Below are 19,625 nucleotides of genomic sequence, written 5' to 3'. Positions count from 1 at the left end.
TCAGGCCCCGGGGACGCCGCCCATGCCGCCGGAGAGCCAGATGCTTCCGAGGGATTGGTTGTACTCCTCGTAGACACGCCGCCAGTTGGTCGTATCGGTGGGGGCTTGATTCACCTGGACGGAGCCATCCTCTTGCGAGCGGGTGAGGAATCGGACTTCCTCGGGACGTACGTAGTCGAGCAGCTCGGCGGAATGGGTAGCGAGCACGACTTGGATGGGCTTCTTGCCAATCTCTCCGGTGGTCATCTTGCGCAGCATCTGGATGAGTTCATCGAGGAGATAGGGATGCAGGGCCCGTTCGGGCTCTTCGATGGTGATGAGCTCCACCTGGGGGTTCTGGTGCTGGAGCACGATGAAGGCCAGCAGCAGCATCGTGCCGTCGGAGACTTGGCCGGGTGCGAGCCAGAGATCCGGGTTCCAGCGATCCTGGAAACGAAGGCGGTGTTGTCCCTGCTCAGTGGGCTGGAGGTCTACGTCGCTGAACATCGGGACGAGTCGGCACAGTTCCTTGGCGACGCTGGCCTGCTGCTGGCGTGTGAGGGAGGCGAAGACGTTGGTGAGATTGTCTCCGCTTCGCGTGAGTCTTTGTGCGAGAGCCAGGGTATTTTCCCGGCGGAGCGCCGCCAGGTCGAAGGCAAGTGGTTGGTACGGATGCGTGCTTGCGTGGCTGGGACTACCGAACCTGAATGCTGGTCCAGCTCCAACGTTATGTTTGCTGGCTCGGAGGTTCTGCGAAACACCGGTATCGTAAATCCAGTCGATAGAGACGGTCAGTGAGGTGTCCTGCTGCCAGAAGTCGGAGCGTCCCAGGCTGTTGCGCCCGTAGGACTGCAATCCTTCCAGCACCGTCGTTTTCCCGGACGAGTTGGGCCCCACGAGCACCGTCAATGGCTCGAGTGTTAGCTCCACGTCCCGGAGGCAGCGGAAATTCTTGAAGTGCACCTTGCTAATCACGGGCCCACCTTAACAGCCCCGGGGCCGTGGGGCTCCGGGCTTTCAGGTGCCTGTGCCGGGGGCCTCACACCGTTGGAATGGGCGGTACCAACGGCTCCACCGAGGACAGGCCGCGCAGGGCATGCGGCTCGTGGGCGCGCTCGTCCTCCTCGAGGCGCTCGAACTCCACGGCGTCGTGCGCGCAGAAGACGCGCACATCCCGGTCGTGACGGCGCACCAGCTCGCGCAGTCGCTCCTGGTTGAGCTTCCGCATCCGCCCGTCCTTCTGCATGAGCTCCTGGTATGCCCACAGCCCTGGCGTGCACTGGGGCCGGTCCGGGTCCATCTCCTGGTGGTAGAAGTACGCGTCTCCCGCGTGCAGCAGCCACCCGTCGGGCGTCTGCACCGCCACGCCCGAGTGTCCGAGCGTGTGTCCCACCAGCGGCACCAACAGGAACTCCGGAGGCAGGCCGTCGAGCTCGCGCACACACTCGAAGCCGAACCAGCGCTCGCCCCCTCGCGGCATGGGGTAGGTCACCCAGTGCGGCTGCGTGGTCCACTGCCGCGGGCGGAAGCGCCGGCGATCCAACCACGTCGTCTGCGCCATGGCCGCGTCCACCTCCGGCGCCATCACATGCACCCGCGCCGCCGGAAAGTCGTCCAGCCCTCCCGCGTGGTCGAAGTCCAGGTGGGTCAGCAGGATATGCCGTACGTCCCCGGGGTCGAAGCCCAGGCGCTGGAGTTGCCGCAGCGCCGTCATCTCCTCGTTGAGCTGGGGCCGGCAGAGGTATTCGAGGAAGAGGGGACTCAACCGGGAATTCGGGTCGCGCACGTCCTCGAGTCCGAAGCCCGTGTCCACCAGCACCAGCTCGCGGTTCGTCTCCACCAGCAGGCAGTGGCACACCAGCGCCGCGGGCACGCCCCCGGGCCGGCGTCTCCCATCCATCAGCCGCCCACCCGGCGGGCACATCGTCACGCAGTTCAAATGGTGCACGCGCATCCGCTGCTCCCTTTCGTTGCCGCAAAGGTGGGGTGTGCCTGGCGGGCGGGCCAGATGTCGGGGGCTTGGAGCAGTCCGGGGGCTTGGTGCCGGGCCTGGCTGGATGCTCGACGAGCGGCCGGGCTGGAATTCGTACCGCTTTGGCTGGCGTGACCCTTCTTCCTGTCTTACGTGAGACGGCGATATGGAATCCCATCCGCTGCTCGAGCGCGCGTTGATGCTCGTCCCGCTCGTCCTCTCGCTCACCGTCCACGAGTTCGCCCACGCCTGGAGCGCGAGGCTCCTCGGAGACGACACCGCCGAGCGCATGGGCCGCTTCACCCTCAACCCCTTCGCGCACATCCACCCGATTGGCACGCTGCTGCTGCCGCTGCTCGGCATCCCGTTTGGCTGGGCCCGCCCCGTGCCCATCGATCCCACGCGCTTCCGGCGGGGCATGTCCATGCGCACCGGCTGGATGCTCACCGCCGCGGCCGGGCCCCTCTCCAACCTGCTGCTGGCGGCCGTGAGTGCGCTCGCCTATGGGCTCACCCTGCGCTGGGCTCCGGACTTCCTGAGCGCCAACCCGGGGCTGCGCTTCCTGCTCGCCATCATGGTGGCGACCAACGTGGCCCTCGCCCTCTTCAACCTGCTGCCCGTGCCTCCGCTCGATGGCAGCCGCGTCCTCGAGGGACTCCTGCCGCAGCGGATGCTCGGCTCCTGGCAGCGGTTCCTCGCGCTCGGGCCCGTGCTGCTGTTGGGCATCCTCTTCTTCGGCGGCAAGCTCATCGCCGGGCCCACGGCGTACCTCATCGGGCTCATGGAGCGGCTCATCTCGGGCATCGCCCTGGCCGGCACCTAGCCTCCTCGCTCCGGCGGGGCACCGCGGGATAGAGTGCCCCACCCATGCGTCCCTGGTTCCTCCTCGCCGCCGTGCTCCTGCCGGGAGCCGCGGCCGCCTCCGGACATGATGTGTCCCTCGGCGCCACCGCCCTCCTTCTCACCAACGGCGGCGTCTACAACGTCACCTCTCCCCGGCTCGGCCTCGAGGCCGCCTATGCACATGAGCTTGGCTCGTGGCGCCTGGGCGGTGGCGTGCGCTGGCTCCCCGCGGGCCGGGGCAACCTGCCGCTCGAGGTCTACGCTCGGGCGCTGCTCTCCACGCACCTGGGGGTCTGGCAGCCCGCGGTGGGCCCCGAGCTGGGCCTCAGCGGCGTGCCCATCATCCTCCCGCCGAAGGGGGGCTTTCCGGATGACCTCTCGCGCCAGCAGGCCGAGCAGCTCGGTGCCGCCTACGTGGCCGTGCATGCCGAGCCCCTGCGCTTCGTCTTCGACCGCTTCACCGTGAGCGCGCTCGAGCTCCAGTGGGGCACCTCGCTCAACCAACCCGGAGCCACCCTGCGCCTGCAGCTCGGGCTCGTCCATGTGGGGGTGACGCTGTGAGACGACTGTTCGCTGCCCTCCTGGGCCTCGCCGTGGGCTCCTGTGTCTCGAGGCCCGCGATGGACGCGGCTGCCGTGTCGCGAGCCGGGGACTTCGCCGCGGGCGTGGAGAAGTCGCGGCTGATATCGAACGTGGACGCGCTGGTGGCGGCCCACCGCGAGGACACGCCGCTCGACTGTAGCCTCTTCGAGACCTCGGACATCGACACGAACCGCCGGCCCGTGTGCAACCTCACGCGCGAGCTGTCCCGGAGGCTGGTGCGCGAGCGTTTCGAGTCGCTCGGGTACAGCGTCACCACGCACGACACCGAGGACGCGCGCTTCCCCACGAGCAACGTCATCGCCGAGCTGCGCGGCACCGAGCACCCCGACGAGGTGGTGGTGATTGGCGCGCACTACGACGCCTTCTTCTCGGGAGCGGACGACAACAGCTCGGGCGTGGCGGCGATGCTGGAGATGGCGAGGCTGGCCTCGGGCAAGCGCTTCGCACGCACGGTGCGCTTCGTGGGCTTCGACCTGGAGGAACTCGGGCTGGTGGGGAGCACGCGCTACGTGCAGACGCACCCGGGGGAGCGGATTGTCGCCTCCATCGTCTTCGACTGCATCGGCTACCGGGACGCGACTCCTGGTGCCCAGCAGGGCCTGCCCGGCTTTCCCGTGCCCACGACGGGGGACTTCATCGCGGCCATCGCCAACGAGCAGTCACGCGCGAGCCTTGAGGAGCTGTATACGCTGGGCTCGCGGTTGAAGGACGGGCTCGTGCGAGGCGTGGTGATGCCGAACGATGGCTCTGGCCCGGCCTCGGGCAACCTGATGCGCAGCGATCATGCCCCCTTCTGGCTGGCGGGGCAGAGCGCGCTCTTCCTCACCGACACGGCCAACTTCCGCAATCCGAACTACCACCACGACACCGACGTGCCCTCCACGCTCGACGCGGACTTCCTCACCGACGTGACGCGGCTGTCCGCCGCCGGGCTCTCCTACTGGGCGGGGGGTCCCCAGCCATGACGCCGACGACGCTTCTCATGCTCTCCACGCTGGCCGCCTCTCCGGCGCCGGCCGAGGAGACGATGCCTCCGAGGCACCAACTCTCGCTGTACGCGCGCTCGGGGGCGACGGTGTACCTGTCGCCGGCGCGAACGCACGGGGGAGTGGGAGGCGGCTTCGGGCTACGGGACACGGTGGATGGGCGGTGGCTGCTGCAGGTGGACGCGAGTGGACTCACGGGCCTGGGCTCGGCGCTCGCGGTGAGGGTTGGAGCGGGAGTGCAGCGCCAGGGGTGGTGGGCGCCCGCGGCGCTGGTGAGCCTCACGGGGCTCTTCGGGGACCGGATGGACTTCCTCACCCCCGAGCATCCCGCGCCCGTCGCGGGGCCCTCCGTGGGACTCGGGCTGACGCTGGCGCCCGCGCGCTTCACGTTGGGGCGCGCACAGGTGTCGGTATTCGAGCTCGGCGTGGGGGTGGGCACGGATCGGCCGGGGCTCGGACTGCTCTACGGGCTCACACTGCTCGAGGTGGGCGTGGTGCTGTGAGTGGGGTAGACGGCCGAGCACGGGCGGCACTCCCTTGAAGAAGCAGGGAGGCTCGGCCCACCCCCGGACATTCTCGAGAGCGGGCTGGTGGCTCCGCGCCGCTTCCGTCTGGACGAGTACCACCGGCTCATTGATGTCGGAGTGCTCGGCGAGGATGAGCGCGTGGAGTTGCTGGAGGGGGTCATCGTCGAGACGACGCCGCAGGGCCGACCTCATGCGCTGGTGATCTCCCGGCTCAACCGTTTCATGACCCGCGCGCTGGGGGATACCTACAGCATCCGTCCGCAGCTCCCGCTCTCGCTCGGCGACGACAGTGAGCCGGAGCCGGATCTGGCCGTCGTCACCCGTCACGAGGAGGAGACGGCCCAGGTGCACCCCCGCTTCGCGTTGCTCGTGGTGGAGGTGGCCGACGACTCGTTGCGCAGGGACCGGTTGCTCAAGGGCCGCATCTACGCGCGGGCCCGGGTGCCCGAGTACTGGGTGGTGGACGTGACTGGCCGCGCCGTCGAGGTGTACTCCGACCCCGATGCGGACGCGGGCCGCTACCGTGCCCTGCGCACGCTCGGAGGAGGGGAGACGCTCTCCTCCGCGGTGCTGCCCGGGCTGGCCCTGTCCGTGGCGGATCTGTTCGCCTGAACGAAGTGCCCGGTCACCGAGCCATCCTGTCACACCCTGGTCACACCTCTCTTGCTACCGATGCTCGCGCGGGACACCTCGGGGGGGTGGACGTGCCGTCGCCTCCGAGTGAAACGCATACAGCTCACCAGAGGGGATGGAATGTATCGGTCTATGTTTCTGGGTGCTTCGGTTCTATTCGCAACGCTCACGGCTGGCTGCGGCACCGCACCGCCGGAGGAGGACGGCGTCACTTCTCGTTCGGATGCCTTTGAAGTCTGGCGGGGCGCGGAAAATCTTCTCATCACCCAGGTGAGGCAGGGAAGCGCCATCCGCGTGTGCCTCTCGGGCAGCGGCGTCGACGAGGCGACGCGGCCTTCCTTCGAGACCACGATTCGAGATGCGATCATCGCCTGGGTTGACGGAGCTCGCCCGGCCTCGACGGTGGCGCTCCTCACGCAGAGCGACATCACCTTCAGTTGTACCGACCCGCACGTCACGGTGGACTGGTCCTCGAGCACGGGCAGCGCGCACACGGGTTCTGGCTCGGTCAGCCTGTTCGCGGGGGATGATTTTCCGGTCGTCCTCCACGAATTCGGCCATGTGTTTGGAATTGGCGACACGTCTGTCGAGGGGGGGGCGTGTGACCCCGGTCAACCCAACTCCGTCATGTGTGGGAGCGGCGGCATCCCCAGCGCCCTCCAGCCCGACGACCTCAATGCCATTCAGGAGGTGTTCTGCATGGCCTTCGAGAGCAGCTGTAACCGCCGCTGGGCGTCCGCGATGAAGTGGTGTTATCAGTCGGGCGACCGGTTCCGGACGGGTGACTTCAACGGTGACGGCCGCTCCGACATGCTCTGCAACAACCCGGTGAGCGGCTACGTCTGGATTGCGTATGCCAGCAGTACGGGGCGGTTCACGGGGACGGGCTGGGAGAAGCACTTGAACTGGTGCAACACCACGGGCTCCCAACTCACCATGGGTGACTTCAACGGCGACGGCCGCACGGACATGCTCTGCCACAACGTTTCGACTGGCTCCAAGGCCATCGCCTACGCGAACAGCGCGGGCAGCTTCACCGGTACCAACTGGCAGAGCGCGATGGGCTGGTGCCGCCAGCCGGACGACACCTTCAGCACGGCTGACTTCAACGGCGACGGCCGCGCGGACATGCACTGCCACAACAGGGCCACCGGGACGCATTGGCTCGCGTACGCCAATGCCTCCGGGCAGTTCCCCGGCACGAGCTGGGAGCGTCGGCTGGACTGGTGCCTGGGCGCCAATGACCGCCTCCACCTGGGAGACTTCAACAGGGATGGGCGTACGGATCTGCTCTGCCACAATTCATCCACGGGTGCGAATTCGATCGCCTACGCCAATACCTCCGGCCAGTTCACCGGCCCCACCAGGCAGAGCACCGAGGGTTGGTGCTACCAGTCCGGCGATGTCTTCAGCCTGGGAGACTTCAACGGGGATGGGCGCACGGACATGCTCTGCCGGAACCTGGCCAGTGGCCACGTCCAGGTGGCGTTCGCGGATGCCAACGGGGGCTTCCTCGGCACGAGCCGTGAGTGGGCGCCGAACTGGTGCACTCAAGCTGGCACCGAGTTCCTTGGCACTGGAGACTTTGACGGCAACGGGACCGACGACTTCCTGTGCCATGACCGGAACGACGGCGACAAGTGGATTGCCTACCAGTATCCGTGAGGTCTCCGCGGTAATGGTCTGAGGCCACGGGGGGAGCGCGCCTCGGAAGAAGGGACGCGAGGCGCGCTCAGTCCGGGAAGAACATCGGCTCGCGCGTGGCCACGAAGTCCGAGATGGCGGAGACCACCTCGGGGGGCAGGTTGCTGAACTGCACGCCCAGGCCGGGCATCAGCTCGGGCGTCTTGTCGTTCACCTCGCGCGTCCAGCGCACCACCCCGCTCACCTTCATGGGCCGGCCACCCGGCAGCGTGAAGTCCAGGTCCACCGTCGTTCCGCGCGGCACCGACTGCACCGTCGCCACGAAGATGCCGCCTTCGCTGATGTTCGTGGCGAAACCGGTGAAGAAGTTCGAGTCGCTGCGCATGTCGATGGCCGTCTGCATGCGCACGCGCGACGAGCGGGCCCCCAACGGACGCGGCTCGGGAATGGTGAGGTTTTCCTGCGCCGGGGCCTTCCGGTGCGCCGGGGCCGTCTGACGCGCCTGCGCTGCCTGGGCCGCCTTCGCCGCCGCCTCGCGCTCGCGCTGTGCCCGGGCCGCTGCCTCCGCCGAGCGCTTCAGCCCCGCTTCCGCCTCGCCCAGGTCCTGCTGTGCCCGCGTGTTGAGCAGCTGCAGGGACTGCAGGGCCGCCTGGGCCTCCTGGGAAGCCCGGCGCCGGGCCTCCAGCGCCTCGTGGCGTGCCGCCAGCCCCCGCTCCCGGGCGTCCTCCGTGGAGCCAGTGTGCACCGAGGCCGACTCGAGCCGGGCGCTCGCCCCACGGACATGCTCGTCCGTCTGGCGCTCGGCGGGCACCCGCGACACCTGCTGCCGCAGCTCCGTGAGCCGGCGGGAGAGGGACTCGGCCTCCGTGGCCGCTCGATTGAGTTGCTCCGCGAGCCGGGCTTCCTGACTGGCCTGCTCGGCCTCGGCTCGTGCGAGCTCGGACTCACGGGGGGGCGGGTGGGACGGGGCGGGGGACGGCGCGTTCATCTCGGCCGCCCACTCTAGCGCGCTCCCCGGGGGGCGACGAGTGGGGAGACCCCTCTCCCCCGCCCGTCCGGACGGTCCCCTCCGCGCGTAACCCCTCGGAGGCACAGCGTTCGGGGGGCGCGTGGCTCCTGGCGCCGGCCGCTTCCGGAGGATCAGCGGGCCTTCGCGGTGCGGTGCGCGCATGCTGCTCCGGCGCGGGTGACGGCCCCGCAAACTCCATTTCTCAACATGGGGTGTGATGAAAAAAATGAAAGCCGTGCGGATTTGTTTTCCAGCTTCGGCGAATTTGTCTGGTTGTGATGACTATTCACACGCGACACGTCACATTCGTGAGAGGTGGAGTTATGGCTTTTCACACAGCGCACTTATGATGTGCACGTGGGGTGACACGGTCAGGGGCTGTATCGCTGTCACCTCATGAAGCGGGGGCAATGCATGGACGCGCAGAACCGGGGCAGTTCACTCCACCAGGGAGGAATGATGGACGCTCGTCAGTTCGCCGCAGTGCTTGAGAAGTTGGCCGGGGCCGAGGATTCGCGGCTCCAGCAGGTGCTTCAGTTGCTGACCCAGAGAAGTGCCTCCGAGGGAACGGAGCATGCAGTTCACGGCCGGTTGCGCGGTGAGCGGCGCCGGTTGGCGCGCAGGCGGCTGGATGCCGAGTTCGCCGCCGCGTGTGGTGCGTGTGCCTGCTTCGGCGCGCCCCATTGCCCCAACTGCGGAGGAGAAGGGAGGCCCGGCTGGCAGGTGCCCGACGAGAACCTCTTCAGGATGTATGTGGCGCCGGCGCTCGAGCGGCTGGGAATCCACCATCAGGAGGAGGGCCACGCCACGATGTGAGCAGCCGGGCCCGCTCCCGTGGCGCGGGGGAGCGGGCGGAACATCAGGAGGGGCTCAGTCCGCGCCCTTGATGCAGGCGATCGGCTTGAGACGCCTGGCCACCTTCGCCAGGCCCGCCATCTCCACCGTCTCCAACACATCGTCGAGGTTCTTGTAGCAGGGCCCCGACTCGTCCAGCGGCGTCGTGCGCGTGTTGAGCAGGATGCCCGCTTCCGTCATGCGCCGGTCCGTCTCGGACTGGTCGAGCACCCGGCGTGCCTCGCCTCGCGACAGCCGCCGGCCCGCGCCGTGGTTCACCGAGTAGATGGACTGCTCGGCACCCTCCTCCGCGAACAGGATGGCGCTGCCTGTCTCCATGGAGCCCGGAATCAGGATGGGGTGCCCCGTCTTCTCCCACTGCGTCTTGCGCAGCGCCGGGTGGCCGGCCGGGAACGCGCGCGTCGCGCCCTTGCGTGCCACGAACTTCCCCGACTCCTTCTGGATGAGGTTGTGGGAAATCTCGTAGTAGATGTCCGCCGTCCCGCCGAACACCTCCTCGAGCGCCGCGCACACCGCCTCGCCGATGAGGAGCCGGTTGGCCACCGCGAAGTTGGCCGCCATGTTGTGCAGGTTCCAGTACTCGCGGCCGAGCCGGCTCTCCGCGTCCAGCCAGATGAAGTCCTCGCTGCGCTTGCCCAGCCCGAGCGCCGCCGCGCCCTCGACGAAGTAGTGCTTCGCGATGTTCCACCCGAAGCCGCGGCTCCCCGTGTGCAGCATCACCCACACGCGGCCGTTCTCGTCCACCTGCATCTCGGTGAAGTGGTTGCCTCCTCCGAGGCTCCCCAGCTGATCCCTCTTCTCATAGGCCCGCTCGGGGATGTCCACCCGGTCGTCCTCCACCGGGATGAAGTCGCGCTCCGTGGTGGACGCGCTGCGGCCGAGCGCCTTGGCTCCATGACGCACCACCTCGGCGAACGTGCGCGTGTCGATGCGCCGCTGCTTCTGCACCCGCGAGGCCCCCACGCCCACGGCGATGCGCTTCGTCACTTCCTCAATCCACTGGCGGCGCTTGGCCTTGTCGGCCACGTCCTCGGCGGTGAGCGTCGTCTGGAGCTGGACCATGCCGCAGCCGATGTCGTAGCCGGCCGCCGTGGGGAGCAGGATTCCGTCCGTCTCCACCACCGTGCCAATGGGGACGCCGTAGCCCACATGGCAGTCCGGCGTCACCGCCACCCGCGTCACGCCGGGGAAGGAGGCCGCGTTGACCACCTGGTCGAACACCCCCTCCTCGAGTCCTGGCAGCTCGGGACCCTCGCCCCACAGCAGCTTGTCCGAGAGGAACAGGTGGGCGTCCACCTTCATCGTCTTGGTCTTCGGCAGGACGTAGTGACCCTCCGCGACCTTCTCCAACCTTTGCGTCCAACTCATGGCCATTTCCCCTGGGGGTAGTTCAACCGCTGGCAGCGACGGAAGCGTCCTTTGGATGCTGACGAACAGAGTGGGCGGACGGGCCTGCGACCGGTCAACGGCCACCGTGTGGAGGATGTTGCCCTCTGGTCACCCGCAGTTGCCCCTTCACTGAAGAATTCCCATTCCTTTCCCGGAGCTTCAAGGGGGTAGGGAGATGGGGATTCTCGGAGCACTGCTGGTGGCTGTGACCGTGAACACGGGTCCCGTCGAGGTGAAGACGGCACCGGTGTTCAACCCCGCCACGTGTAGCAAGAAGCGCGTGGACGCGTGTGGCTGCCACCATGTCTACGGTGTCCGCCACTGCCACCCCAAGCGCAGGACCGACCATTGTGAGTCGGTGGCCCAGGTGAACGAGTCCTCCGGGAAGGACGCCTCGCGCGCGGAGCAGTTCGTCGAGCAGTTCTTCTCCGTTGAGCCGGACTCCGAGTCCACCGAGCAGGCGCAGCAGGACTCCGCGACCCTCTGAAGTCCCACGCCTGGCGCGGTCCCTGGGAACAGGAGGCCGCGCCCGGGTTTCACTCCTCCACGTTCATCCCTCTCGGTGTTGGGGCCGAGCCACCCGGGCGTTGTTCCGCCCGGCAGGCCCCCGGAATAAGAGGGGTTGACCCTCACGCAACGTGAGGCCCTATTCCTTCGCGTGGAGGTGAGGACGATGTCCCTGACAGTGAGCCAGGTTGCCCGGCTGGCGGGCGTCAGCGTGCGGACGCTGCACCACTACGACGAGATCGGCCTGCTCCGGCCTTCCGGGCGGAGCGAGGCGGGTTACCGGCTCTACGCGCAGTCGGATCTCCAGCGGTTGCAGCAGGTGCTCTTCTTCAAGGAGCTCGGCTTTGCGCTGGAGGAGATCATCCGCATCGTCGGGGATCCGGCCTTCGACCTCCGGGCTGCGCTGCTGATGCAGCGGCAGCTCCTCACGGAACGAGCCACCCGCGTCCACGCGCTCTTGAAGTCCGTGGATGCGGCGCTCGAGTCGCTCGAGAAGGGAACGGTCATGACGAAGGAAGAGATGTTCGAGGTGTTCGGAGACTTCGATCCCTCGAAGTACGAGGACGAGGCGCGCGAGCGCTGGGGCAACACCGAGGCCTACAAGGAGTCGGCCCGGAGGGCCGCGCGCTACACGAAGAAGGACTGGGAGAAGATCAAGGCGGAGGGCGAGGAGCTCACGAGGGAGCTGGCGGCGCAGCTCGAGGCCGGGCGTGCTCCGACGGAGCCCGGAGTGATGGAGCTGGCCGAGCGCCATCGTGGCTACATCTCCCGGTGGTTCTACCCGTGCTCGCATGAGATGCACCGGGGACTGGGAGAGCTCTACGTGAATGACCCGCGATTCACGGCGAACATCGACCGGGTGAGGCCGGGGCTGGCGGAGTACACCCGGGACGCGTTCCGGGCCAACGCGGAGCGCGCGTCCCGCTCGTAGCCGAAGGCTCACACCTCCGCGGAGTAGGGCGGCGCCGGGTCGTACTGCATCCGGCGCTGCACGTGGCGTGCGAGTGCAGGGGTCCAGAGCTGGCCCACCAGCCACAGGGCCATGTCGATGCCCGCGGATACTCCGGCCGCCGTCACGACGTTCCCATCCCGGACATAGCGCACCTCCTCCAGGACGGTGACGTCCCCGCGGGCGCGGAGCTCCTCGATGGCCCTCCAGTGCGTCGTCACGCGCCGTCCGGCGCACAGCCCCGCGCCCTGCAGCAGGAACGCTCCCGTGCAGACGCTCGTGAGCCAGGAGGCCTCGGCACTCCGCTCGCGCAGCCACCCGAGCATCCGCTCGTCATGCATCTCCCGCTTGCGCCCCTCGCCTCCCGGCACGAGCAGCACGTTCATCCGGGGCGCGCTGGCGAAGGAGTGGTCCGGAATCACCCGCAGCCCCTTGGCGCAGCGCACCTCCGTGCCCTCTCGCGACACGGTGAAGACTTCCAGGTTCGTGCCCTCCTCCTTGGCCGTCATGGTGAACACCTCCCACGGGCCCACGAAGTCGAGCTCCTCGGCGCCATCGAACAGCACGATTCCAATCCGCGTCATGACGGTCTCTCCTTTTGGGCGCGCGGACGCACTCACGGGTGCCACTCGAGCGCGATGGGGTTGGGCTCGAAGCCCAGCGACTCGTAGAGCGCGCGGCCGTCCGGTGACGTGTGCAGCCACAGCTTTCGGTAGCCGGTGGCACGCGCGTGCGCGAGCAGGGCTTCCATCATGGCTCGCGCCAGGCCCCGGCCCCGCCAGGCGGGCGCGGTGTACATGTTGAGGATGTAGCCCTCGCGGGCCTCCAGGGCGCCGGGCGAGGGCGGCCGGTCGAAGGGGGACAGGCCGCTGCAGGCCACGGCCTCGCCCGCGTCCGTCTCCACGAGCCAGGCGACGAAGCGGCCCGTGGGCAGTGAATCCTGGAGGAAGCGGCGGGTGACGCTCACGAGGGCGTCGCCGCCTTCCCGGGTCTTCTGTGGCTCGAGCTCCTGGAAGAGGGCGAGTCGCAGTCGAAGGAGGGCTTCCACATCCTCGGGGCTTGCCTGGCGCAGCCGCCAGCCGGCAGGGGGCATGTCTGTATCTCCTGGGGACTTGCGAGCGGAACGGATGCGATGCGTCAACCCTCACGCTGTTCCGCCTTCCGAGAGAGTGAGGGGCCGCGCGGACATTACCAACCGTTCGTCGTCCCCCGGAAGCGCGGTGCTTCTGAGCTGCCATTGCCTCGAGAACGGGTTCGCGAGACCCGGCCGTGCGTGTCGTGGTGCGACAGAGAAGTCGCGGTTTCCCCAGAGCCAGGGTCGCGAGTTCTCTCGGAAGAAGGGGCGGCACAGGGGTTGCTGTGGCACGCCGGCGCCTGCTCACGTCCCCCCCTTCTCAAGCTGGCAGGCCTCACGAGCCCCGTCATGAGAACTCCCGAATCCGAACGCGCCCGTGCCAGCGATGGCTGGCATTTGAACCTCCGTCCGTGGGCGGTGAGGTGCTCGCTGCTCATCGCAGCCGCGAGCGCCATCGCCACCTCTCAGCCGAGATCTCCAGCGGTTGTCGCGGAGTACAGCGGAGCCCCCTTCGTGCTGACCCACGAGGCCGGGAAGGTGTCTCGCTCGCTCGTCATCTCCATCTCCCCGGGTGAGGCCGGCCAGAAGGAGAATGAGGGCCTTCTGTCCATCGAAGGCACCGCACGATGGCGGCCGGCGAATTCCTCGGCTCCTGGCAGTCCCTGGCTGACCACCCGGGTCTCGAAAGTAGAAGGGTCATACAGTTCCTCGGATACAGCGATCCTGCTCGAGACCGAGGGGGTGCCGGTGCAGATCCAGGTGGCGCAATCCCTGGTGTCGATCAGATGCCAGTCCGGGCAGACGTGTGAGTTCCCCGTGACGGTCGAGTTCGAGTTCCAGGGCGGAGCGTTCCAGGGGGCCGTGGAGATGGAGTGGCGGGCGAGCGTGTCCTTGCAGGTCGTGGACGAGAACAAGGTTCCAAAGAACTATGCCGTCACGCTCACGGAGCGCTGAGCCCGGCTGTATTGGATTCCGTGGTCGGAGGTTCCCATGCGAAAGCATTGCTTCTTCTCAAAATGGCTGCCCGCTGCCTCGTTGCTCCTCTCCTGCGTAGGGCCCCCGGACGAGCCAGCGCGCACGGCGATGCAGGTGTCACATGACGGCTCGCCCGCGGTGCTCAGCGTCTCCGCTTCTACGGCTCGCCGCCAGATCGCCTTGCACGTTCAGCCCGTGAGCGACAAGCACGGAGTCGTCCATTATGCGGACCTCCACTTCAGGCTCATGCCTTCGGTGCAGGGCTCCGGCCCGGAAGCGCACGGCCGTCCGTGGCTGAAAGCGCGCCTGTTTCAAGCGAGCGACGGGAAGCTCGTGAGTGAAGGGCTCTGGGTTCTGGGGGATCCGGGTGTCGAGGGCTACTTGAACGGCGTCTCGCTGTCCGGGTGTTCCGAGCAGGCGCGGTGCGATGCGGCCTATGTGCTCGAGTTCGAGCGTCAAGGCCCACCCACCGATGGTGAGGTCCTCGTCAAGTGGACTGCCTCCTCCTGGGTGAACTGGACATCTCCCGACAGTGGCACCTACACGCTGTCACTGGACGAGGAGTGAGCCGTGCCGGAGGCCCAGCGCGCGACGCGAAGCATTCTTCCTGGTGACGGTCTTCTGCACCCGCTGGTCCTCGCGGCCGTGCTGCTGCTCCTGGTGAATGACCACGTCCTCAAGCAGCGCTGGCCCTCGTGGTGGACCGGCAAGCTCTCGGATGTGGCGGGCCTCGCCTTCTTTCCCCTGCTGTTGCAGGCCGCGTGGGAGTCCGTGTCCGCGAGACGTGGACGTCCCTTCACGCCCTCCGGCCCGGTGCTGCTCACCTGTGTCGTGCTCACCGGCGCGGTGTTCTCCGCCATTCAGCTCTGGGACACGGCGGCGCTCGGATGGCAGTGGGGGCTCGGGAGTCTTCAATGGCCGGTGCGCGTGCTCGGAGCACTCTGGAACGGCGCCCGCATTCCGCAGGTGGCGCCGGTGGCCCATACCGCGGATGCGTCGGATCTCCTGGCGCTCCCCGCGCTGGGGCTGCCGGTCTGGCTCGGACGGGCGCGCTGTCACCGGGCCTCCACCGCGATGGAGTGAAGGCTTTCAGTGAGTGGCCGGGCCCAGGGCTTCACCCAGCGCTGCGCGCAGCAGGCGGTCGATGAGGTCGAGCCCGGCTTCGCCCTCGCCCGGCACGAACTCCAACACGGACATGCCCACCAGCCGTCCGTCCTCCCGCAGGCGCGAGAGCGCCGCCACCAGCGCCTCCGGTGTCACACCTCCAGGGGTTGGGCACTTCACGTGTGGGAAGCCCGAGGGCTCGAGCACGTCGAGATCCAGGTGCACGTAGACGTGGCGGAAGCCGGCTTCTCCGACCCAGCGGGCGAGCGAGGCCGGATCGTCGTTGAGCCGCGACGCCGTGAGGCGGGCCATCCGCCGGGCCGTGATGAAGTCGGCCTCCGGCGGGTCCAGCTCGCGCGCTCCAGCGAGCAGCACCTGGCGCGGGTCGAGCCGGGAGGCGACGAGCCGGGTCAGCGCGGGCTCCCCCTCGCCCAGCAGACAGCGCAGGGGCATGCCGTGGAAATGCCCGCTGGGCGAGCTCTGCGGCGTATTGAGGTCGCCGTGGGCATCGAGCCAGAGCACCGCCAGGTTGCCAGCGTAGCAGCGGTTCAGCCACGAGACGGGCGCCAGCTCCACGCCGCAATCACCCCCCAGCGTGACGAGGCGCGTGGGCTCGTGGTGTGCGAGCAATGCCGCGGCCGCCTGCTGCTGCGCCAGGAGGGCGTCATAGCCGAGGATGCCGTGTCGGATGGGCAGCGGGGTCTCCCTCTCCACCGGGACCTCCACCCAGGGTAGTTCGGGCCAGCGCTGCCTCACCAACGCCGCGCCACGATAGAGCTCGTCGCTGGTGCCGGACCCCTGCCACTGCGGGAAGTAGAGAAAGAGCATGGGGCCTCTCGGGTGCGTGGAAGGCATCGTGCGGCGCGGTGGGTATGAGTTTCGCTATTCAACAAGCGTAGCGCGTCATGGCTCCGGGCAGGGGTCGCATCAGGCGGACATGGACGGTCGCGGTCCAAGATTGGGCACCACCGCCAGAAACCGGAGTCTTCTCATGAATGCCCCGTCCGTGGCCCCACGTCCCGCTGTGCCCCGCATCGCCACTGGCCCTCGAGGCCTGCCCCTCATCGGAGTCGCTCGCGATGCCCGAAAGGATGTGTTGGGCTTTCTCATGCGGACAGTGGCGGAGCACGGGCCCGTGGTGCAGTACCGGTTCGGCCCCGGGCGCGCCTACCTCGTGACGCACCCGGATGGGCTCAAGTACGTGCTGCAGGACAACTCGAAGAACTACACGAAGGACCACTTCAGCTACTCCATGGTCCGCCGTGTCGTCGGCGATGGCCTGCTCACGAGCCAGGGCGAGACGTGGCTCAAGCAGCGCAGACTCGCGCAACCGGCATTCCACCGGGCCCGCATCGCGGCGATGGCGGAGCAGATGGTGCGAGCGACAGCGGAGTTCTCGGAGCATTGGGCCGAGTCCCAACGCACGGGAGCGCCACGCCACGCCGTGCGGGACATGATGGCGCTGACCCTGCGCATCGTTGGCGAGGCGTTGCTCGGAACCGACGTGCGCGCGGAGACCGAGGTCGTGTCCGCGGCCTTCAACGTCGTCAGCGAACAGACGGTCGAGCGTTTCCGCACGCTGCGCCTCATTCCTCCCATCCTGCCCACCGCCTATGACCGGGCCTACCGCCGGGCGAACCACACCTTGAGGGAAGTGGTGGCCCGGGTCATCGCGAAGCGCCGCGAGCACCTGGAGGACCGCGGAGACCTGCTCTCCATGTTCATGCTCGCGCGAGACGAAGAGACAGGCGAGCAGATGGATGATGCGCACCTCCAGGGCGAGGTGCTGACGATGATGATCGCGGGCCACGAGACCACCGCGACCACGCTCTCGTGGGTCTGGGTGCTGCTCGAACAGAACCCGGAGGTGGAGCGCCAGCTCCACGCGGAGTTGGAATCCGTGCTCGGTGGCCGAGCGCCCACGGCGGAGGATGTTCCGCGGCTCGTGTACACGCGCAGGGTGCTGGATGAGACGCTGCGCCTCTACCCACCCGTCTACATCCTGAGCCGCAAGGTGATGGAGGACGACACGGTCTACGGCTACCAGGTGCTCGCCGGGTCGTCGCTCGACATGAGTCCCTACGTCACGCATCGCCTGGCGGAGTTCTGGCCGGACCCGGAGCGCTTCGACCCGGATCGCTTCACACCCGAGAAGATCGCCGCGAGGCCGAGGTACGCGTACTTCCCGTTCCTCGGCGGCCCGCGTCAGTGCATCGGCAACACCTTCGCGCTGATGGAGGGTACGCTCATCCTCGCGACGCTCGCGCAGCGCCACCGTCCGAGGATGGTGGCCGGCTACACGCCGAAGCCCGAGCCCCTCCTCACGCTGCGGCCGGCCAGCGAGCTTCCCGTGATGATCACCGCGCGCTGAGCCGCCATGCACGCGGCCTCGCTCAGTGGCAGTGCACGACCCCGACCACCTCATCGGTGAAGCGATACCAGACGTTCTTCTCACCGAGGCCCGCATCCTCGATGACGGGCTGCTTCTTGAGCCAGTCGACCAGCTCGGGGCTACAGCCCAACGGACCCTTCTGGCTTGCGAGGTCCTTGAAGAACTGCATGCGCCGGGACTCGGAGACCTCCTTCGCGGCCCTGGCCGCCTCCTGACTGGCTGTCAGGACCTGGACCTCGGCCGGCTGGGAGAGCAGCCGCGAGCTATCCGCATACTCGACCTCCAGGGCGAAGCGGATGGGCCCCGCCGCATTGGGAGTGAAGGTGTGCTGCGGATTGAACTCCGGGTCGTCTGGGTTGCCGGACAGGGGAACGGGCGGGAACCGCTCGGCGACCTGGCCATTCTTGTCGAGCTGGACCACGCGAAGGGTTTGGATCTCCGGGCTCCAGACTCTTCGCAGCAGCCGGGTGAACTGCAGGGTGCTCTTCTGGCCCAGGCGTAGCTCGCGGGGGAAGGGCGCTGGCTCCTCGTGGGAGAACTTGGACAGCATTTGTTGAAAGACGCCCCGGTCTCGTTCCACCTCGGAGCCGGTGAGTCCTGTAACCGCCTCCGCGGAAGGAGCGGAGGGCCGACAGTCCACCTGGAGGGGGATGACCTGTTTGCGCTCGAGGACCTGACCGCTCTGGCAGCGGAGGGTCAGGCTCACGGGAACGGAGTCCACGCTGACCTCGCCGTCCTTCGCGCAGGCTTCCTTCACCGCGGAGACTTCCCACAGGTACAGCTCCATGCGCGTCGAGGCCCCATAGAGGTTGTGCTTGCGCAACAGCTCAAAGGTCTGTGGCCTGCTATTCGGCCCCTTGCCGGTCTTGACCTCCAAACCCACCGCCTTGCTGTCCGAACAGGTCCAGTGGATGTCCACCGCCGCGACGAGCCAGCGTGGCGTCATGCTGGCGGGGCCATCCGGATAGGCGACGCTGGCGGCTTCGCCCCGGCCGGTCACCACCGTGCGAACCTCCTTTGGCTCCGGAGAGCGAAGGGTGAGCTCATTCGTCAGCGCATACGCCGGTGTGAGGGAGAGGGTCGTGACGACGGTCAGCGGCCACGCGAGAGCGCGGGGGCGTTGGAGGAGGGTCATGACAAGGCTCCAGGCGGGAGACGCAACGGTTGAAGCATGGCGTAGCACATGCTCCCGTGGTGGGTCCCCACTTCCGAAGCAGCGATCACGTCCGGACTCAGGACGCGAGCGGCACTTCCAGGTGCTGACGCAACTGCCGCACGTCGCGAGCAGGCGGCGCCCCGAACAACCGGCTGTACTCGCGGCTGAACTGCGACGGACTTTCGTAGCCCACACGGAAACCTGCCGTCGCAGCGTCGACATCCTCGCTGAGCAGGAGACGGCGTGCCTCCTGAAGCCTCAACTGCTTTTGATATTGCAGCGGGCTCATCGCCGTGACGGCCTTGAAGTGGTGATGCAGTGAGGACGTGCTCATGTGGACCTTCCGCGCGATGTCTTCAATCCGCAGCGGCTCCGCGAAATGCTCCTTGAGCCAGCCGATGGCTCTGGCGATGCGCTGCGCCTGACTGCCTGCCGTTGCAATCTGGTTCAGTTGCCAGCCGTGTTCGCTCTTGAGCAGGCGATAGAGAATCTCGCGCACGGCGAGCGGCGCGAGCGCTGGAATGTCCTCGGGTGTGTCCAGCAATCGCACCAGTCTCAGCACCGCATCCAGCATCCGCGGGCAGGCCTGATCGAGAAACAAGCCTCGGGAGGGGGTTCGCTGGGCCGGGGCGGGCAGGCCCGCCTGCAGGCTCACCTCGGCGATCTCTCCCGGGTCGATGTCGAGGCGAAAGCAGAGGTACGGAGCCCGGGGCGTGGCTTGCACCACCTGCGCCGTGACGGGAAGGTCCACGGACACCACGAGGTAGCGCGAGGCGTCATACCTATACACCTCTTCGCCCAGCATCACCCGCTTGGAGCCCTGGGCAATGATGCACAGGGCGGGTTGATGAACCGCGTGGAGCGGCTCGTTGGGATGCGAGGCACGAATGAGCGACATGCGCTCGACCGCCGTCGGATGCACGCCGTCGCGAGGGGCGAAGCGCTCGATCACCGCGGCCAGTTCGGCCATGTGCATCGGATCCTTCTGCGGGGTCATCGTCATGGGACGAGTCTACTCCGTCCACCT

The 19,625-nt window shown here is 67.8% G+C and carries 22 protein-coding genes; 13 read left to right on the top strand and 9 right to left on the bottom strand.

Features of this window, described 5'->3' with window-relative positions:
• A complete protein-coding gene (locus DAT35_RS45975) occupies positions 1 to 954 on the bottom strand; it encodes an AAA family ATPase (protein ID WP_108075701.1) in 954 nt (317 codons plus the stop codon).
• Positions 955 to 1,018: 64 nt separating this feature from the next.
• On the bottom strand, positions 1,019 to 1,933 hold the full coding sequence (locus DAT35_RS45970) for an MBL fold metallo-hydrolase (RefSeq protein ID WP_108075700.1): 915 nt from the start codon (positions 1,931 to 1,933) through the stop codon (positions 1,019 to 1,021).
• Between the two features lie 184 nt (positions 1,934 to 2,117).
• Between DAT35_RS45970 and DAT35_RS45965 the strand changes: the two genes are divergently transcribed.
• The 6 genes from DAT35_RS45965 (at position 2,118) to DAT35_RS45940 (ending at position 7,208) form a co-directional block, all read left to right on the top strand.
• Positions 2,118 to 2,774, top strand: a complete 657-nt coding sequence (locus tag DAT35_RS45965; RefSeq protein WP_108075699.1) for a site-2 protease family protein — start codon at positions 2,118 to 2,120, stop codon at positions 2,772 to 2,774.
• Between the two features lie 44 nt (positions 2,775 to 2,818).
• On the top strand, positions 2,819 to 3,355 hold the full coding sequence (locus tag DAT35_RS45960; protein ID WP_108075698.1) for a hypothetical protein: 537 nt from the start codon (positions 2,819 to 2,821) through the stop codon (positions 3,353 to 3,355).
• Positions 3,352 to 4,362, top strand: coding sequence for a M28 family peptidase (locus DAT35_RS45955; RefSeq protein ID WP_146210148.1), 1,011 nt, complete (start codon positions 3,352 to 3,354; stop codon positions 4,360 to 4,362). The genes DAT35_RS45960 and DAT35_RS45955 overlap by 4 nt, the downstream gene beginning before the upstream one ends.
• Positions 4,359 to 4,886 (top strand): hypothetical protein, encoded by a 528-nt coding sequence (locus DAT35_RS45950; protein ID WP_146210147.1) that lies wholly within the window; start codon positions 4,359 to 4,361, stop codon positions 4,884 to 4,886. Before DAT35_RS45955 ends, DAT35_RS45950 begins: the two co-directional genes overlap by 4 nt.
• Positions 4,887 to 4,973: 87 nt before the next feature.
• Entirely contained in the window at positions 4,974 to 5,522 is a 549-nt protein-coding gene (locus DAT35_RS45945) for a Uma2 family endonuclease (protein ID WP_158502151.1), read from the top strand.
• 291 nt (positions 5,523 to 5,813) lie between these two features.
• Positions 5,814 to 7,208, top strand: coding sequence for an FG-GAP-like repeat-containing protein (locus DAT35_RS45940; protein ID WP_158502150.1), 1,395 nt, complete (start codon positions 5,814 to 5,816; stop codon positions 7,206 to 7,208).
• Between the two features lie 67 nt (positions 7,209 to 7,275).
• Here DAT35_RS45940 and DAT35_RS45935 read toward each other — a convergent pair whose 3' ends face one another.
• The gene (locus tag DAT35_RS45935; RefSeq protein WP_108075693.1) at positions 7,276 to 8,175 is read right to left on the bottom strand and encodes a TIGR02266 family protein; all 900 of its coding nucleotides are present in this window, start codon (positions 8,173 to 8,175) and stop codon (positions 7,276 to 7,278) included.
• A 477-nt stretch (positions 8,176 to 8,652) separates the two neighbouring features.
• Here DAT35_RS45935 and DAT35_RS45930 point away from each other — a divergent pair, with 477 nt between their 5' ends.
• A complete protein-coding gene (locus DAT35_RS45930) occupies positions 8,653 to 9,012 on the top strand; it encodes a hypothetical protein (RefSeq protein WP_146210146.1) in 360 nt (119 codons plus the stop codon).
• Between the two features lie 54 nt (positions 9,013 to 9,066).
• Here DAT35_RS45930 and DAT35_RS45925 read toward each other — a convergent pair whose 3' ends face one another.
• A complete protein-coding gene (locus DAT35_RS45925; protein ID WP_108075691.1) occupies positions 9,067 to 10,419 on the bottom strand; it encodes an RtcB family protein in 1,353 nt (450 codons plus the stop codon).
• Between the two features lie 196 nt (positions 10,420 to 10,615).
• Here DAT35_RS45925 and DAT35_RS45920 point away from each other — a divergent pair, with 196 nt between their 5' ends.
• Positions 10,616 to 10,927: a hypothetical protein gene (locus DAT35_RS45920; RefSeq protein WP_108075690.1), complete on the top strand. Its 312-nt coding sequence runs from the start codon at positions 10,616 to 10,618 to the stop codon at positions 10,925 to 10,927.
• A gap of 186 nt (positions 10,928 to 11,113) precedes the next feature.
• Positions 11,114 to 11,878 (top strand): MerR family transcriptional regulator, encoded by a 765-nt coding sequence (locus tag DAT35_RS45915; RefSeq protein WP_108075689.1) that lies wholly within the window; start codon positions 11,114 to 11,116, stop codon positions 11,876 to 11,878.
• A gap of 8 nt (positions 11,879 to 11,886) precedes the next feature.
• Here the strand turns inward: DAT35_RS45915 and DAT35_RS45910 are convergent, their stop codons facing one another.
• Positions 11,887 to 12,480 (bottom strand): DJ-1/PfpI family protein, encoded by a 594-nt coding sequence (locus DAT35_RS45910; RefSeq protein ID WP_108075688.1) that lies wholly within the window; start codon positions 12,478 to 12,480, stop codon positions 11,887 to 11,889.
• Positions 12,481 to 12,512: 32 nt separating this feature from the next.
• The gene (locus DAT35_RS45905) at positions 12,513 to 12,989 is read right to left on the bottom strand and encodes a GNAT family N-acetyltransferase (protein ID WP_108075687.1); all 477 of its coding nucleotides are present in this window, start codon (positions 12,987 to 12,989) and stop codon (positions 12,513 to 12,515) included.
• A gap of 330 nt (positions 12,990 to 13,319) precedes the next feature.
• On the opposite strand from DAT35_RS45905, the gene DAT35_RS45900 reads away from it, so the two are divergent.
• From DAT35_RS45900 to DAT35_RS45890, 3 genes are read left to right on the top strand one after another with little or no spacing between them, the layout of a single operon-like run.
• On the top strand, positions 13,320 to 13,925 hold the full coding sequence (locus DAT35_RS45900; RefSeq protein ID WP_146210145.1) for a hypothetical protein: 606 nt from the start codon (positions 13,320 to 13,322) through the stop codon (positions 13,923 to 13,925).
• 36 nt (positions 13,926 to 13,961) lie between these two features.
• Entirely contained in the window at positions 13,962 to 14,513 is a 552-nt protein-coding gene (locus DAT35_RS45895; protein WP_146210144.1) for a hypothetical protein, read from the top strand.
• A gap of 3 nt (positions 14,514 to 14,516) precedes the next feature.
• Positions 14,517 to 15,029: a hypothetical protein gene (locus DAT35_RS45890; protein WP_233262103.1), complete on the top strand. Its 513-nt coding sequence runs from the start codon at positions 14,517 to 14,519 to the stop codon at positions 15,027 to 15,029.
• A 6-nt stretch (positions 15,030 to 15,035) separates the two neighbouring features.
• Here DAT35_RS45890 and DAT35_RS45885 read toward each other — a convergent pair whose 3' ends face one another.
• Positions 15,036 to 15,878, bottom strand: coding sequence for an arginase family protein (locus DAT35_RS45885; protein ID WP_158502149.1), 843 nt, complete (start codon positions 15,876 to 15,878; stop codon positions 15,036 to 15,038).
• A gap of 109 nt (positions 15,879 to 15,987) precedes the next feature.
• On the opposite strand from DAT35_RS45885, the gene DAT35_RS45880 reads away from it, so the two are divergent.
• Positions 15,988 to 17,421, top strand: a complete 1,434-nt coding sequence (locus DAT35_RS45880; protein ID WP_369946346.1) for a cytochrome P450 — start codon at positions 15,988 to 15,990, stop codon at positions 17,419 to 17,421.
• Between the two features lie 22 nt (positions 17,422 to 17,443).
• On the opposite strand, the gene DAT35_RS45875 is transcribed toward DAT35_RS45880, so the two are convergent.
• Together DAT35_RS45875 and DAT35_RS45870 are read right to left on the bottom strand one after the other, a co-directional pair.
• Positions 17,444 to 18,577, bottom strand: coding sequence for a hypothetical protein (locus tag DAT35_RS45875; RefSeq protein WP_108075682.1), 1,134 nt, complete (start codon positions 18,575 to 18,577; stop codon positions 17,444 to 17,446).
• Between the two features lie 97 nt (positions 18,578 to 18,674).
• The gene (locus tag DAT35_RS45870) at positions 18,675 to 19,601 is read right to left on the bottom strand and encodes an AraC family transcriptional regulator (RefSeq protein ID WP_108075681.1); all 927 of its coding nucleotides are present in this window, start codon (positions 19,599 to 19,601) and stop codon (positions 18,675 to 18,677) included.
• Between the last annotated feature and the right edge of the window lie 24 nt (positions 19,602 to 19,625).

Source organism: Vitiosangium sp. GDMCC 1.1324, assembly GCF_003044305.1.
In the GTDB taxonomy this organism is placed as follows: Bacteria; Myxococcota; Myxococcia; order Myxococcales; family Myxococcaceae; genus Archangium.
Note: the sequence above shows the minus strand (reverse complement) of the source record. Positions and strands in the feature narration are given on the sequence as shown.

What these genes read in the sequence shown, in the direction of transcription:
- DAT35_RS45950 (WP_146210147.1), top strand. Translation starts at nt 4,359, where the DNA reads ATGACGCCGACGACGCTTCTCATGCTCTCCACGCTGGCCGCCTCTCCG.
- DAT35_RS45915 (WP_108075689.1), top strand. Translation starts at nt 11,114, where the DNA reads ATGTCCCTGACAGTGAGCCAGGTTGCCCGGCTGGCGGGCGTCAGCGTG.
- DAT35_RS45910 (WP_108075688.1), bottom strand. Translation starts at nt 12,480, where the DNA reads ATGACGCGGATTGGAATCGTGCTGTTCGATGGCGCCGAGGAGCTCGAC.
- DAT35_RS45880 (WP_369946346.1), top strand. Translation starts at nt 15,988, where the DNA reads ATGGACGGTCGCGGTCCAAGATTGGGCACCACCGCCAGAAACCGGAGT.
- DAT35_RS45905 (WP_108075687.1), bottom strand. Translation starts at nt 12,989, where the DNA reads ATGCCCCCTGCCGGCTGGCGGCTGCGCCAGGCAAGCCCCGAGGATGTG.
- DAT35_RS45925 (WP_108075691.1), bottom strand. Translation starts at nt 10,419, where the DNA reads ATGAGTTGGACGCAAAGGTTGGAGAAGGTCGCGGAGGGTCACTACGTC.
- DAT35_RS45885 (WP_158502149.1), bottom strand. Translation starts at nt 15,878, where the DNA reads ATGCTCTTTCTCTACTTCCCGCAGTGGCAGGGGTCCGGCACCAGCGAC.
- DAT35_RS45895 (WP_146210144.1), top strand. Translation starts at nt 13,962, where the DNA reads ATGCGAAAGCATTGCTTCTTCTCAAAATGGCTGCCCGCTGCCTCGTTG.
- DAT35_RS45970 (WP_108075700.1), bottom strand. Translation starts at nt 1,933, where the DNA reads ATGCGCGTGCACCATTTGAACTGCGTGACGATGTGCCCGCCGGGTGGG.
- DAT35_RS45875 (WP_108075682.1), bottom strand. Translation starts at nt 18,577, where the DNA reads ATGACCCTCCTCCAACGCCCCCGCGCTCTCGCGTGGCCGCTGACCGTC.
- DAT35_RS45935 (WP_108075693.1), bottom strand. Translation starts at nt 8,175, where the DNA reads ATGAACGCGCCGTCCCCCGCCCCGTCCCACCCGCCCCCCCGTGAGTCC.
- DAT35_RS45965 (WP_108075699.1), top strand. Translation starts at nt 2,118, where the DNA reads ATGGAATCCCATCCGCTGCTCGAGCGCGCGTTGATGCTCGTCCCGCTC.
- DAT35_RS45930 (WP_146210146.1), top strand. Translation starts at nt 8,653, where the DNA reads ATGATGGACGCTCGTCAGTTCGCCGCAGTGCTTGAGAAGTTGGCCGGG.
- DAT35_RS45870 (WP_108075681.1), bottom strand. Translation starts at nt 19,601, where the DNA reads ATGACGATGACCCCGCAGAAGGATCCGATGCACATGGCCGAACTGGCC.
- DAT35_RS45900 (WP_146210145.1), top strand. Translation starts at nt 13,320, where the DNA reads ATGAGAACTCCCGAATCCGAACGCGCCCGTGCCAGCGATGGCTGGCAT.
- DAT35_RS45920 (WP_108075690.1), top strand. Translation starts at nt 10,616, where the DNA reads ATGGGGATTCTCGGAGCACTGCTGGTGGCTGTGACCGTGAACACGGGT.
- DAT35_RS45960 (WP_108075698.1), top strand. Translation starts at nt 2,819, where the DNA reads ATGCGTCCCTGGTTCCTCCTCGCCGCCGTGCTCCTGCCGGGAGCCGCG.